Raw genomic sequence first — 13595 nt, forward strand, 5'->3', positions numbered from 1 at the left:
AAAGGATCACATCATGCCGGAATTCGCGGGCGATATCTTATCGATGGAAATCATTGCGGTTGGCATCATCACCATTCTTGCCGTGATCAGCCCCGGCCCCGACTTTGCCATGGTCACACGTATTGCCCTGGCGCGCGGCAGGCACGCAGGCGTCTTTTGTGCCATCGGCATTGGCAGCGGCGTTTCCGTACATCTTGCCTATACCCTGATCGGGCTTGGTGTGGTGTTTGCTAGCAATGTCTGGGTGTTGACCAGTTTACGCTATCTGGGGGCCACCTATTTGATCTGGCTGGGGTTATCGGCCCTTTGGCCCGACATCCGCGCCCTGCTTGGCCAGAGAAAATCCAAGGCATTGAACAATAAAGACATCAATACCAATTCCGCCCTCACTGCACCGGGGCCGGATCAAAGCCAAGACAGGCTGACTGGCGGCAGCGGATCAGCGTTTTGGATCGGCTTTGCCTGCAATGCGCTAAACCCGAAAACCATGCTGTTTATTGTATCGCTGTTCAGTCAGGTGATTTCACCAAACACCCCGGTCGCGCAGGAAGTCGCGTATGGTGTTTATATCGCAGCCTGTCACATGATCTGGTTTGCGCTTGTCGCAACGGCCTTGACCCTGCCATCGGTTCAGGCGCGCATTTCAGCGATCAAGTCATGGATCGAACGTGGCGTGGGCATCTGTCTTGCCAGCTTGGGTATCAAGCTTCTGGCAAGCTAGACCGAACATATCCGTCAAAGATCAGATAAACAGCATCTCGCCATTTTGCTTGGCGTCATTGAGGAACGTCACCACACCACCGGTTTCAATCGTAAGCTCTTCACGCTTTGCTTCGCTCTCAAGCCCAAGGGCGCGCAGGCCCATCTCGCACACCATGAATTTGGCATTGAGGCTGGCACAGGCCGACAGCAGTTCTTCGAAACTGCCAATGCCACGCGTCGCATAACTCAGATCGATTGAAGTTGCCGTCGCACCGTCAACTTCGGTACGCAAATGACGCCAACCCGATGGCGCAAACAGGGCGCGGCTGGCATCCATGGTGAAGAAAAGCGTCACGTCACGGCCAGACGCAAGCGCGGCTGATGCCATTACGAGGGCGTAATGAACCTTTTCATAGGTTCCGGAAAACACCACCAGCGACAGTTTTTTGGGCGTATCAGACTCAGTGCTCATGAATAGACAGGTCCTTGATTGTGGCGTTTTCTGAACAGGTCGGGCAGCCCGGATCGCGCGGCACCTTGATCTTGCGGAACGCAGACGAGAGGGCATCGATAATCAAGAGCTGCCCCGAAAGGCTATCACCAATGCCCATCAGCTCTTTGAGCACCTCGGTCGCCTGAATACCACCAACCATGCCAACAACCGATCCCAGAACCCCGCCTTGGGCGCAGGACGGAATGGCGTCTTCCGGCGGTGGGGCATGGTAGATGCAGCGATAACAGGGGTGTGGTGAACCTAGATGGGCCTTGAAAGTCGATACCTGCCCGTCAAAGCGAAGGGCCGCACCAGAAACCAGCGTCTTTTTTGCAAGATAGCAGGCGTCATTAAGCAAAAACCGCGTTTCGAAATTGTCCGACCCGTCGGCAATCACGTCATAATCGGCAATCAGATCCATGACGTTTGACGTATCAAGCCGGGCATTATGGGCATGTACGGTAACTTCGGGGTTCATGTCGGCCATGGTGGCCTTGGCGCTGTCGACCTTGGGCGTTCCAACATCCTTCATGCCGTGCGCGATCTGGCGCTGCAGATTGGAAAGTTCCACCGTATCGGCATCAACTATGCCGATTGTCCCAACCCCGGCGGCGGCCAGATACATGGCAAGCGGCGAGCCAAGCCCCCCCGCGCCAACGATCAGAACCCGACCACGTTTAAGCTTCATCTGCCCGGTGCCGCCCACATCCTTCAGGACGATATGGCGGGCATAACGTTGCACTTCATTTTCGCTGAAATCGAAATCACTCACGCGGGCGGATATCCTTTGGGAAAGACCAGAACAAACTCAGTCAATACAGATGGCAGATCATGTTGATTGGATATAGCCCAAGAAACATCTGTCTCAAGGAAATATTCCATATTGATATCGAAACAATATGCTTTCCTGATGCACACCTGATCTCGAAACACCACACCACCCAACAAAAAAGGCCCGGTACAAAGTACCGGACCCATTTGAAATCTGTAAAGCCTGGGCTTTCGGATTGCTTATTGCAGCCCTTCAAACAGTGCGGTCGACAGATAGCGTTCCGCAAAGCTCGGAATAATCACGACAATGCGTTTGCCTGCATTTTCCGGCTTCTGGCCAAGCTCAATGCCTGCTGCAACTGCGGCACCAGACGAAATCCCGGTCGGAAGGCCTTCGATGGCCGCCAGTTTGCGCGCAGTGGCAAAGGCGGTTTCATTGCCAATCGTCATGACCGTATCAATCACATCGGTATTAAGATTGCCCGGAATGAAGCCGGCACCAATGCCCTGAATTTTATGCGGGCCGGGCGCACCACCGGAAATGACCGGGCTGTCTTCGGGCTCGACCGCGACGATCTGAACGTTCGGGTTATGCTTTTTAAGCACTTCACCAACACCGGTCAGAGTACCGCCGGTACCCACACCCGATACAAAGATATCGATCTCGCCTGCGGTATCCTTGATGATTTCTTCAGCCGTGGTGTTGCGGTGTACTTCGGGGTTTGCCGGATTGTCGAATTGCTGAAGCATGATTGCCCCATCAATTTCAGACACCAGTTCTTCAGCGCGGGCAACCGCACCCTTCATACCCTTGGCCGCTGGCGTCAGGTCGATCTGCGCGCCAAGAAGCATCAACATCTTGCGGCGTTCCAGTGACATGCTTTCAGGCATGGTCAGGATCAGCTTGTAGCCCTTTGCCGCTGCAACAAAGGCCAGCGCAATACCGGTATTGCCAGACGTCGGCTCAACCAGTGTCGCGCCCGGTTTGATCTTGCCGGATTTCTCGGCATTTTCGATCATCGCAAGGCCAATACGGTCCTTGACCGAAGCCAGTGGATTGAAAAATTCAAGCTTGCCGATCAGATCGGCTTTCACACCTTCGGCCTCAGCCAAACGTGAAAGGCGTACAAGCGGCGTACCGCCAATGGTGTCGATAATGCTGTCGTAAATCTTGCCGCGAAACTCAGTCATGTTTTCCTCGCACGTTTCTGTATTTTTGCCTTCAAGCACATCTTTCACATGTATTTATATCGCTATTCATCCAGGTCAAATGGATTGAAGGATATTTTACATATCTGGCACCCGAACAGCTTTCCTGAATCTTGTAATTTCACTTTCTATAGCAGCAATTTCTTGTTGAATGACGATACAACAATCCATCACGTGCCCAGAAGACTAAATGATGAAATCCGGGGATTCTTCGATCCCGCTGCGCAGGCCCGCATCACGGGCCCGATTACACAGGTCTTCGACCGTAATTTTGCCAAGTTGCTTGATCATTTCATCCTGCAGTTCCCGCCACAGCGGGCGGACAACTTCCTTGCCAAGCGGGGAGCCCGCCGGATCTTCGATCGGGTCATCGGATGTTTCCATTGCCCGGATCACCGATACGATATCGGCAAGCGTGATGCGACGACGTTCGCGCGCCAGTCGATACCCGCCGCGCGGACCGCGGACACCAACAAGAATGTCGGCCCGAACCAACTGCTGCAGGGTCTGTTCCAGATAGCGTTTCGGAATGCCCTGACGCGCCGTGATATCGCGGCTTTGAACCGGCTCACCTGCAGCGTTATAGGCAATATCCACGACCGCCTCGATCGCAAACAACATCTTTTTAGAAAGCTTTAGCATCGTTTCACTTAACTCCCCTTGCGGTTCTGCCATCCCCCCAGATGACACAACCAGACAACGTCAAACCTGATTAACCAGCACACAATCGCCGCAGCTATTTTGCCGGGCTGGCTGTTCCGGTCGATCCAAAACCACCCGCACCACGCGCGGTTTCATCCAGATCCGCGGCCACATTCCATGTCACCTGCGTTACCGGTGCGACGACCAGTTGGGCAATACGCATGCCGCGTTCAATCTCAAATGCGTCTTGCCCGTGATTGATCAGGATGACTTTGATCTCGCCGCGATAATCGGCATCAATCGTGCCCGGACTATTGAGCACCGTGACACCATTTTTTGCCGCCAAGCCCGAACGCGGGCGCACCTGCGCTTCAAACCCTGTGGGAAGAGCAATGGCAATACCGGTCTCAACCATGGCATGCTTGCCCGGTTCCAGAACCAGTTTCCCGTCAATTGCTGCCTGCAAATCAACCGCAGCAGACTGCGCTGTTGCATATTCCGGCAGCGGCAAATCCGCCCCGTGGGGAAGCTGTTTCAAATCAACGCTTAAAAGCGACATCGTCCATCCTTGTATCTTTCCCGGCCAGCAGCCGGTCTTGGTCTTTGTCTGTCCTGTCAGGTTGTCCCCATCAGGAAAAATGTTTGATGATGCGCGCGCTCAAAGCCCGGGCAACACCGGTTTTGCTTTGGCGTTCCCAACGCTCGTCACTATTCTCATCGTCACCTGAAATCAGGCAAATCTCGTTGTCATCCCCGCCAAAGGTGCCGGTTTCCGGGGCCACATCATTGGCAAGAATCCAGTCGCAGCCCTTACGCGCACGCTTGGCACGCGCATGATCGATGACATTTTCGGTTTCTGCCGCAAAACCAATCACAAGGCCCGGGCGTGTCGGTCCAGCTTTGGAAATCGTTGCCAGAATGTCCGGGTTCTCCGAAAGCTTAAGATCGGGAATTTCCCCTGATCGATCTTTTTTAAGCTTCTGTCCGGCTTCATCTGCGCTGCGCCAATCGGCAACTGCGGCGGCACAAATGGCAATATCAGCCGGAAGAGCATCCTGAACGGATGCCAGCATTTCGCGTGCCGTTTCAACGCGCACAACCTTTACCCCGGCGGGATCGGGCAGGGTAACAGGCCCACTCACCAAGGTCACAGCCGCACCGGCATCTGACAACGCCTCGGCAATTGCATGGCCCTGCTTTCCCGAGGACCGATTGGCGATATAACGTACCGGGTCAATCGGCTCATGGGTCGGGCCGCTGGTAACAACAGCTGTTTTACCCGCAAGCGGCTTGGGCGCGTTTTGTGCCTCAAGGAAATCAAGCACGCTTGCGATGATCTCAGCCGGTTCTGCCAAACGCCCCGATCCGACTTCGCCACAGGCCAGATCACCCGCCGACGGCCCAACCCGGATCACGCCCCGGCTTTCAAGGGTTGCGATATTGGCCTGTGTTGCCGGGTGGTTCCACATTTCGACGTTCATCGCCGGGGCAATCATCACCGGCTTGTCGGTCGCAAGCAGGGCGGTTGTCGCCAGATCACCGGCCTGTCCTGTGGCCATTTTGGCCAGAATATCGGCACTTGCAGGTGCGACCAGAACAAGATCCGCCTCCCGCGACAGCCGGATATGGCCCATTTCGGCTTCGTCGGTCAGTGAAAACAGGTCCTGATAGACCTTGTTTTCGGTCAGTGCGGAAACAGAAAGCGGCGTCACGAACTGCGCACCGCCCTTGGTCAGGATGGCGCGAATGTTAAAATCACGATCACGAAGCCGGCGGATCACCTCAAGAACCTTATAGGCAGCGATGCCGCCCGAGATGATCAGAAGGATATTTGGTCCTGTTGGCACTGTGATTACCAATTAATTACGGTTAAGAAGTGTGGTTAACCTACATTGTCACCTAATCCGGTGCAAGAACCCAATGGTACATAAAAGGACCTATTGAAAACGCCATGCCCCGAAACAGGACATGGCGTTGATTTTGTCGTTCGGTTTTGCGCTTTACCACAAAAGTCCGGCACGCAAACATGCGGAAACCCAGTATCGACCGCCCTCAGGGAACGGTATAAAGCATCCCGAACCAGTGCCAGCGCGAATCCGGGCCCATGCCGGTGCAATTGATCCGCCAGCGGCCACTTGAAACCGGACCATCAAGACGGATTTCAACGCGCTCATCGCCAAGGCGGGTCATGGTGGCCTCACCCTCTGATGGATAGCATGCAATATTTGGCGCCTGTTCCTTAAGCGTAAAGCCAAACGCAGGCGGGTTGCGCTTAAGGGTGTAATCGCTTGGCGTGATATCCGTAACTTTAAGCGGCAAGGAGTTCGCCGCCAGTTTGAAACGATCCATCGCGCCGTAATGCTCGTTCAAGGCAAAACGCGGCAGATACATGAAATCCGACCCGGTATGCATCGCGCCACTTTGTTGCCCAAAGGCCGCACGATACCCGGCATCTTTCACTGCGGCCAAAACGTCGGCATTTGCTTCGCCGTAGGGATAGGCAAAGATTTCAGGCACATAGCCCAATTCCTCCTCAAACCGCTTGGCGGAATGGGCAAGCTCGGCCTTTACAGCTTCGATATCAAGATCGGGCAAATGGGAATGGTGTTGGCTATGTCCGCCGATGGTGACCCCGTCGCGCGCCAACTCACGCACCATGTCCCAGGTCATATAGTTGGAATAACCGGAATCAAGCTGTTCGGTAGAAACAAATACGGTGAACGGGATGTTGTTTTCGCGAAAGATCGGCCACGCATCCTGATAGACCGAGCGATAAGCATCATCAATGGTAATGCCGATTGATCGATCCGGCAGGCCTTCGCCACTTTCAAGCGCAGTTACGATCTGCGGCACACCCAAAACCGTGTAATCCCCATTTGTCAGTTCCGCGATATGCGCCTTGAACTGATCAAGCTGGATATTGGTAGATGGGTAGTCGCCCTCTCCAAAGCGGTGATACATGAATACAACAGCAGACGTCGCCTCACCGCTGGGGGTTTCGGACGATGCCATCTGACTTTGCGAACCGTCACTTTCGACCGTGGTTTCGCCTGTCGGTTCATCTTCGGATGATTGGGCACTGGCTGACTGGGAAAACACCATGGCCATGCCAAGCATCAGTCCAACCGCAAGCGAGACACCAAGCATAAGCCCCTGCAGCGCAGGCGCTGATCCGGACTGCATAAACGCAAACACTGCGCGTCGCCCTTTGGTCTCAACTGTCATAATCATTATCCAGTATAATGCGATCCACCCCTCGCCACAACGCAACCCGCTTGCGTTGTGGTACTCCCCCTGGAAAGAAATTTTTGTGCCTGCGGTCTATCTGATATTTCGCAGGATCATTTTGACCTCGAAAATACCAGTGAACTGATTGTTTTTCCACAGTTCATATGGGTGGTTGCGATTTGAACCAATGACGCTACCTACAAGGAAGAGGTCCAACCTATCGGCACCCCAACTCACAACCAACGAGGTCCCATGTTAAATTCAGATGCCTTTGACGTTCTTTTTCACAATGGTCGCACCCACAATGCCTGGCAGGATCGCGACGTTGACGCCGATCTGCTCAAACAGGCCTGGGACCTGGCGGTTCTGGGCCCGACCAGTGCCAATTGTGAACCGATGCGCATCACTTTTGTCACATCTCCCGAAGCCAAAAACCGCCTGAAACCCTGTCTTGCCGCGGGCAACGTTGACAAAACCATGGCGGCACCGGTTACCGCGATCATCGGCCATGACATGGAATTTTATGAAAAACTGCCCGACCTGTTCCCCCATACCGATGCGCGGTCCTGGTTTGCCGGCAAGGAAGAGGCGATCAAAACAACTGCCTTTCGCAATGGAACGCTGCAGGCCGGCTATTTTATTATGGCCCTGCGCGCCCTCGGCATAGATAGCGGGGGGATGTCAGGCTTTGACAATGCCAAGGTGGATGCGGAATTTTTCGCCGGCACACCGATCAAAAGCAACTTCCTGCTCAATATCGGCTATGGCGATAGCAGCAAGCTGTTTGAACGCCAGCCCCGCCTGAGATTCGATCAGGGTGCTGAAATCATCTAAAAGCTCGCCACAAGCACCAGATAGCGACGTCAATCCATCTGAAACTGTTCAGGCCCGCTCGATTCAATCGGGCGGGCCTTTGGCTTATGTTCCATCCAAACGACAGATTTATTCAAGCAGTTCAATGCCTAGAGAACTGTCATCAAAGTTTTATTTGATCTTTACCGGCCCATAACCATTTTAGGTCCACTTTTTATCACGCGCGTGATAAACCGCCACCACCCCCATAAACAGGAGCGTTAATTGGGTTTCCGCCAATTGATACTTACGGCTTTGGCCGTTGCATTTCCGGTCGGCATTGTCTTTATCGTCCTTGTGACGACGGGGCAGCTTGGCCTTGGAACGGCATTGTTGTCTTTTGCCCTTTCGGGGCTTGGTGTGGTGGCGATGTTGCGCATCTATTTTGGCGATCTGCGCCGGGTTGCACGATATGCAACCGATTTGCGTGATCACTACAAGGGGGCACCACCCCAGCATATTTCCTTCACTGCCGCGTCCGAGCTTTCCTCGCTTTATACCCAGATCGCTGCCGCCTTCCGTGATCGCATTGCGCTACTTGAAGCGCAAACCAGCACCGATGCAGAGATTCTTGATCATCTGCCAAACCCGGTCGTGATGGTCAACCGCCAGCGGGTTGTGACCGGTTTCAACCAGGCGGCCAAGGGCCTGTTTCATAGCCTTGAGACCGGCCGTGACCTGACACGCTTTATCCGTGACCCGATCCTTTTGGATGCATTTGACGACGTCGCCAATGAACGCCAAACCATGAAGCACGCGGAATTCGTTCTTGCCAGCGACGCGCACCGTCATTTTGACGTCCTGACGGCACGCCTGCCAGCCGCCACCGGCGACCGGAACTTTGTCCTGACATTTTCTGATTTGACAGAACTTCGCAAGCTTGAACAGATGCGCGCAGATTTCGCAACCGATGCCGGTCACGAATTGCGCACACCGCTTTCGGTATTGCTTGGCTTTATCGAAACGCTGGAAGGTCCGGCCAAGGATGATCCCGATGCGCTGAACCAGTTCCTGCCGGTCATGCGCGATCAGGCCCTGCGCATGCAGCACCTGATTGAAGATTTGCTGTCACTGGCGCGCATTGAGCTGAACGAGCACACCCCGCCATCGGATGAATGCAATGTCGGCAAGATCATCGACAAGGTCGCCAAAAGCCTTGCAATCAAGGCCGATGCCAAAGACATGAATATTCGCGTGACCCGCGAACTTGAAGATACCGACATGATCGGCGAGGAAAAGGAACTCCATCAGGTGTTCGTCAATCTGGTGGAAAACGCCATCAAATATGGCCATCCCAATACCGATGTCGAAGTTTCCATCACCCTTGCCAAAAACCTGCCCGGTGCACTGGCGCGTTACCGCCATAACCGTTTTATGGCCATTGCCATCCGCGACCATTCCGACGGCATCGCACGCGAACATCTGCCGCGCCTGACGGAACGTTTTTACCGCGTCGATACCGCCCGGTCACGGGCTGTCGGCGGCACAGGCCTTGGCCTTGCCATTGTGAAACATCTGGTGCAACGCCATCGCGGCACCATGCAGATCGAAAGCGAACAGGGTGTGGGATCGGTCTTTACGGTCTATCTGCCTGCGAAAATCGGCGACAATGTCCGGAAATTGCATTCTGCCTAACCGCAACTTGGGCAACAAAACAGAAAGGCCAGCACCGAAATGCTGGCCTTTTGCATATTCGCTGCAATCGAACGTTTCGATTACAGAATAAACTTCGAAAGGTCACTGTCCTTCGACAGATCTTCGACCTGTTCACGGACATAGGTGGCATCGACCTTGAATGTTTCGCCGCCGCGGTCGGTTGCTGTAAAGCTGATGTCATCAAGCAGCTTTTCAAGCACCGTATGCAGGCGGCGTGCCCCGATATTTTCAACCGACTCATTCACATTGGCCGAAATACGCGCGATTTCATCAATTGCGTCTTCGGTGAAATCAAGTGTGACGTCCTCGGTCCCCATCAGGGCGACATATTGCTTGATAAGGGACGCTTCCGGTTCCATCAGGATACGGCGGAAGTCACCTTCGGTAAGTGCCTTAAGCTCAACCCGGATCGGCAGACGCCCCTGCAATTCCGGCAGAAGGTCCGATGGCTTTGCCAGATGGAAAGCACCCGAACAGATGAACAGGATATGGTCGGTTTTGACCGTGCCGTGCTTGGTCGACACATTGGTCCCTTCGATCAGTGGCAGCAAATCACGCTGCACACCTTCGCGTGAAACATCCCCGCCACGTTCCTGACGGGCGGTGATTTTGTCGATCTCATCCAGGAAGACAATCCCGTTCTGTTCGACATTTTCAATCGCCTCGGCGGTGACCTTGTCATTATCGAGAAGCTTGTCGCCTTCTTCGTCAATCAGGCGCTCAAAGGCTTCTTCAACCGTCATGCGTTTGGGTTTGGTGTTGTTGCCAAACGCCTTGCCGAACATGTCATTGAGGTTCAGCATCCCCATCTGGGCACCGGGCATGCCCGGAATATCCATGGTCGGCATCGATGCAGAACTGCTTTCCTGCACATTGATTTCGATTTCTTTTTGCTGAAGCTCGCCCTCGCGCAGCATCTTGCGGAATTTCTGGCGGGTTTCAGGCGATGCATTTTCCCCCACCAAACCATCCAGAATACGTTCTTCGGCCTGCATTTCGGCCTTGGCACGGACTTTTTTGCGCATGCTTTCGCGTGTCAAATCAATGGAAACTTCCACCAGATCACGCACGATCTGTTCAACGTCGCGCCCGACATAACCGACCTCGGTGAATTTGGTGGCTTCGATCTTGATAAACGGTGCTTCTGCCAGTTTGGCAAGGCGACGCGCGATTTCGGTTTTACCGACACCGGTCGGGCCGATCATCAGGATGTTCTTGGGCAGGACTTCATTGCGCATGGTTTCGTCAAGCTGCTGACGGCGCCAACGGTTGCGCAGCGCAATGGCGACCGCGCGTTTGGCATCCTTCTGACCGATGATGTGGCGGTCCAGTTCGGAAACAATTTCACGCGGGCTGTAATGTTGGGTCATAAATTTATTCCGTATCTTTTTGCGACGGAGGCAGTTGAAAGGCCCGGATAAACCAGCGCCTTACTTTGCTTCCTCGATATCGATTTTCTCAAGCAGCACATTGCCGTTGGTATAGACGCAAATCTCACCGGCAATATCCATGGCCTTGCGGGCAATTTCTTCTGCCGACAGGTCCTGATCCATCAGCGCACGGGCCGCAGCCAGCGCATAGTTGCCGCCCGATCCGATGGCAATAATGCCGTCTTCGGGTTCAAGAACATCCCCCTGGCCGGTCAGAACCAGCGACACGTCCTTGTCGGCCACCGCCATCATCGCTTCAAGCTTGCGCAGATAACGATCGGTCCGCCAATCCTTGGCAAGTTCAACGCATGCGCGCATGGTCTGGCCCGGATGCCGGTCCAGTTTGGCTTCAAGCCGTTCAAGCAGGGTAAAGGCATCCGCCGTCGCCCCGGCGAAACCAACCATGATTTCACCTTTCTGACCGATCCGGCGCACCTTGCGCGCATTGCCCTTGATCACGGTCGGGCCAAGTGACACCTGACCATCACCGGCCACCACGACTTCATTGCCCTTGCGCACAGACAGGATCGTCGTGCCATGCCAGCTTTGTTGTTCGCTCATGAATTATCCTTGAATCTTGTCGATTGCTTCGACCAAGAGTTAGCACGGCAGACGCCCCGGTCAAGGGCAGAAGCCACCCGGCCCCGTGCCCATGACCTTCGTCACAGCCAAAACACAGTTTCAACAGCAAGATACCTAAAAAATTCAAGGCATCCCGGCCTCACATGCTTTACCCTCAGGGACGCTAAAGAATTTCAAGAAAACAGGACCCGATACCATGAACAGCAACGATCTTACCCAAACCCATCTCGGCAAATGCATCCTTGCCGGTCAGGGCAAAATCAAGGCGGATCTGGTCCTGAAAAATATCGGAATTCTGGATGTCATCACCGGCAAGGTCACGCAAACCGACATCGCCATTGTTGGTGACCGGATTGTCGGCACTCATGAAAGCTATGCAGGCGAGACCGAAATTGACTGCAGCGGCAAACTCGCCGTCCCCGGCTTTATCGATACCCATCTGCATATCGAAAGCTCGCTGGTTACGCCGCTGGAATTTGATCGCTGCGTGCTGCCCCATGGGGTCACCACCGTCCTGTGTGACCCGCATGAAATCGCCAATGTGCTGGGGTCTGAGGGCATCAAATACTTCCTCGATTGCGCAGAACAAACCGTCATGGATGTGCGCGTCAACCTGTCATCCTGCGTACCGGCCACCGCGTTTGAAACCGCAGGTGCGCGGCTTGAAATCGAAGATCTTCTGCCGTTTCGATCCCACGAAAAGGTCGTCGGGCTGGCGGAAATGATGAATTATCCCGGCGTGCTGAACCTTGATCCAGGCATCATGGCCAAGCTTGAAGCCTTTCAGGATGGCCATATTGACGGTCATGCGCCGCTGGTGCGCGGGTCGAACCTTAATGGCTATATGGCGGCCGGCATCCGCACAGATCACGAAGCCACCTCGGCCGAGGAAGCCCGCGAAAAACTTGCCAAGGGCATGGCGATCCTGATCCGCGAAGGATCGGTATCCAAGGACCTCGAAGCACTGGCCGAAATTTTAGACGAAAACAGCTCAAGCTTTGTCGCCCTCTGTACCGATGACCGCAACCCGCTTGATATCGGTGAAGAAGGCCATCTTGATAGTCTGGTGCGCCGTCTGATCGGCCACCTTAAGGCCCGCAACTGCCCGATCCATCATGCCTATCGCGCCGCCTCGCATTCGGCGGCCCGCATTTTCGGGCTGCGGGATCGCGGTTTGATCGGGCCGGGCTGGCGGGCCGATATCGCCATTCTGGATGATCTCGACACCTGCAATGTCACGGATGTGATCGCCGGGGGGCGTCTGGTCACCAATGATCTGTTTGCCGCACGCAAACAGATTGAGGCGGTCGGACTGAGTTCGATGAAGGCAACCCCGGTCACGGCAGACGCCTTTGCCTGCGATCCCAAACCGGGCCAAAACCAGACCCCGGTGATCAAGGTCAAGCCGGGGCTTATCCTGACCTTCCGTGATGAGGCCACCCTTGAAATTGGCGAAAACGGCCTGAAACCCGATCTCGATAATGACGTGATCAAGGTCGCCGTCGTCGAACGCCACGGCATCAATGGCAATATCGGACGCAGCTTCGTGCGGGGCTTTGGCCTGAAACGCGGGGCAATCGCCTCATCTGTCGGGCATGACAGCCACAACATCACCGTGGTCGGCGCAAGTGACGCCGACATGGCCACCGCCGTAAACCGCCTGATTGAAATGGGTGGCGGCTTTGCGGTTGCCGATGGCGGCAAGGTCACCGCCGAACTGGCCCTGCCGGTCGCAGGCCTGATGAGCCTTGAGCCATTTGAAGTGGTCGAAAAAGACCTGATCAAACTGCGTGCTGCGGCCAAGGATTTGGGATGCGTTTTACCCGAACCGTTCCTGCAGGTCGCCTTCCTGGCCCTGCCAGTGATTCCGCACCTGAAAATGACCGATCGCGGCCTGTTTGACGTCGATAAGTTCGACTTTGTTTAGGACCAAAACAGCTTGTAAGGGCGGGTAAAAGATGGTCGGTAAGCCTTAGCTGCGAATTCATGGGGTCTTGCGGCCAATATCTTGCCACCTAAAACTGGCTTTT

Annotated in this window: 13 protein-coding genes; 4 read left to right on the forward strand and 9 right to left on the reverse strand. The window is 54.7% G+C overall.

Translation table 11 applies throughout. The annotated features are described in order from the left end of the window. Positions 1-13 precede the first annotated feature (13 nt). Positions 14-721: a LysE family translocator gene (locus JF44_RS0117560; RefSeq protein ID WP_052066072.1), complete on the forward strand. Its 708-nt coding sequence runs from the start codon at positions 14-16 to the stop codon at positions 719-721. Positions 722-742: 21 nt separating this feature from the next. On the opposite strand, the gene JF44_RS0117565 is transcribed toward JF44_RS0117560, so the two are convergent. The 7 genes from JF44_RS0117565 to JF44_RS0117595 all read right to left on the reverse strand — a co-directional run bounded on the left by JF44_RS0117565 (position 743) and on the right by JF44_RS0117595 (position 7042). Next, positions 743-1174 carry a DsrE/DsrF/DrsH-like family protein gene (locus JF44_RS0117565; protein WP_033070255.1) on the reverse strand — a complete coding sequence of 144 codons (432 nt, stop codon included), beginning with the start codon at positions 1172-1174 and terminating at the stop codon, positions 743-745. Further along, entirely contained in the window at positions 1164-1967 is an 804-nt protein-coding gene (locus JF44_RS0117570) for a HesA/MoeB/ThiF family protein (protein WP_033070256.1), read from the reverse strand. The genes JF44_RS0117565 and JF44_RS0117570 overlap by 11 nt, the downstream gene beginning before the upstream one ends. Positions 1968-2206: 239 nt before the next feature. Beyond that, complete coding sequence (gene cysK / locus JF44_RS0117575; protein ID WP_033070648.1) at positions 2207-3157, reverse strand: cysteine synthase A; 951 nt, start codon at positions 3155-3157, stop codon at positions 2207-2209. Between the two features lie 204 nt (positions 3158-3361). Continuing rightward, a complete protein-coding gene (locus JF44_RS0117580) occupies positions 3362-3817 on the reverse strand; it encodes an RrF2 family transcriptional regulator (protein ID WP_033070649.1) in 456 nt (151 codons plus the stop codon). A 94-nt stretch (positions 3818-3911) separates the two neighbouring features. Then, complete coding sequence (gene dut, locus JF44_RS0117585; RefSeq protein WP_033070257.1) at positions 3912-4376, reverse strand: dUTP diphosphatase; 465 nt, start codon at positions 4374-4376, stop codon at positions 3912-3914. A gap of 70 nt (positions 4377-4446) precedes the next feature. Next, positions 4447-5664: a bifunctional phosphopantothenoylcysteine decarboxylase/phosphopantothenate--cysteine ligase CoaBC gene (coaBC, locus tag JF44_RS0117590; protein ID WP_033070258.1), complete on the reverse strand. Its 1218-nt coding sequence runs from the start codon at positions 5662-5664 to the stop codon at positions 4447-4449. Between the two features lie 205 nt (positions 5665-5869). Further along, positions 5870-7042, reverse strand: a complete 1173-nt coding sequence (locus tag JF44_RS0117595) for a polysaccharide deacetylase family protein (protein ID WP_033070650.1) — start codon at positions 7040-7042, stop codon at positions 5870-5872. Positions 7043-7297: 255 nt separating this feature from the next. Between JF44_RS0117595 and JF44_RS0117600 the strand changes: the two genes are divergently transcribed. Both JF44_RS0117600 and JF44_RS0117605 read left to right on the forward strand, forming a co-directional pair. Beyond that, positions 7298-7879, forward strand: coding sequence for a malonic semialdehyde reductase (locus JF44_RS0117600; protein WP_033070259.1), 582 nt, complete (start codon positions 7298-7300; stop codon positions 7877-7879). A gap of 243 nt (positions 7880-8122) precedes the next feature. After that, complete coding sequence (locus JF44_RS0117605) at positions 8123-9532, forward strand: ATP-binding protein (RefSeq protein ID WP_033070260.1); 1410 nt, start codon at positions 8123-8125, stop codon at positions 9530-9532. A gap of 80 nt (positions 9533-9612) precedes the next feature. Here the strand turns inward: JF44_RS0117605 and hslU are convergent, their stop codons facing one another. Further along, complete coding sequence (gene hslU, locus JF44_RS0117610; protein ID WP_033070261.1) at positions 9613-10923, reverse strand: ATP-dependent protease ATPase subunit HslU; 1311 nt, start codon at positions 10921-10923, stop codon at positions 9613-9615. 60 nt (positions 10924-10983) lie between these two features. After that, the gene (hslV, locus tag JF44_RS0117615; RefSeq protein WP_033070262.1) at positions 10984-11544 is read right to left on the reverse strand and encodes an ATP-dependent protease subunit HslV; all 561 of its coding nucleotides are present in this window, start codon (positions 11542-11544) and stop codon (positions 10984-10986) included. A gap of 217 nt (positions 11545-11761) precedes the next feature. Here hslV and ade point away from each other — a divergent pair, with 217 nt between their 5' ends. Beyond that, positions 11762-13492: an adenine deaminase gene (ade, locus tag JF44_RS0117620; RefSeq protein ID WP_033070263.1), complete on the forward strand. Its 1731-nt coding sequence runs from the start codon at positions 11762-11764 to the stop codon at positions 13490-13492. Positions 13493-13595 lie beyond the last annotated feature (103 nt).

This window comes from Thalassospira australica (assembly GCF_000763295.1).
Lineage (GTDB): Bacteria > Pseudomonadota > Alphaproteobacteria > Rhodospirillales > Thalassospiraceae > Thalassospira > Thalassospira australica.

What these genes read in the sequence shown, in the direction of transcription:
- JF44_RS0117595 (WP_033070650.1), bottom strand. Translation starts at nt 7,042, where the DNA reads ATGACAGTTGAGACCAAAGGGCGACGCGCAGTGTTTGCGTTTATGCAG.
- JF44_RS0117580 (WP_033070649.1), bottom strand. Translation starts at nt 3,817, where the DNA reads ATGCTAAAGCTTTCTAAAAAGATGTTGTTTGCGATCGAGGCGGTCGTG.
- JF44_RS0117565 (WP_033070255.1), bottom strand. Translation starts at nt 1,174, where the DNA reads ATGAGCACTGAGTCTGATACGCCCAAAAAACTGTCGCTGGTGGTGTTT.
- ade (WP_033070263.1), top strand. Translation starts at nt 11,762, where the DNA reads ATGAACAGCAACGATCTTACCCAAACCCATCTCGGCAAATGCATCCTT.
- cysK (WP_033070648.1), bottom strand. Translation starts at nt 3,157, where the DNA reads ATGACTGAGTTTCGCGGCAAGATTTACGACAGCATTATCGACACCATT.
- JF44_RS0117560 (WP_052066072.1), top strand. Translation starts at nt 14, where the DNA reads ATGCCGGAATTCGCGGGCGATATCTTATCGATGGAAATCATTGCGGTT.
- hslV (WP_033070262.1), bottom strand. Translation starts at nt 11,544, where the DNA reads ATGAGCGAACAACAAAGCTGGCATGGCACGACGATCCTGTCTGTGCGC.
- hslU (WP_033070261.1), bottom strand. Translation starts at nt 10,923, where the DNA reads ATGACCCAACATTACAGCCCGCGTGAAATTGTTTCCGAACTGGACCGC.
- JF44_RS0117600 (WP_033070259.1), top strand. Translation starts at nt 7,298, where the DNA reads ATGTTAAATTCAGATGCCTTTGACGTTCTTTTTCACAATGGTCGCACC.
- dut (WP_033070257.1), bottom strand. Translation starts at nt 4,376, where the DNA reads ATGTCGCTTTTAAGCGTTGATTTGAAACAGCTTCCCCACGGGGCGGAT.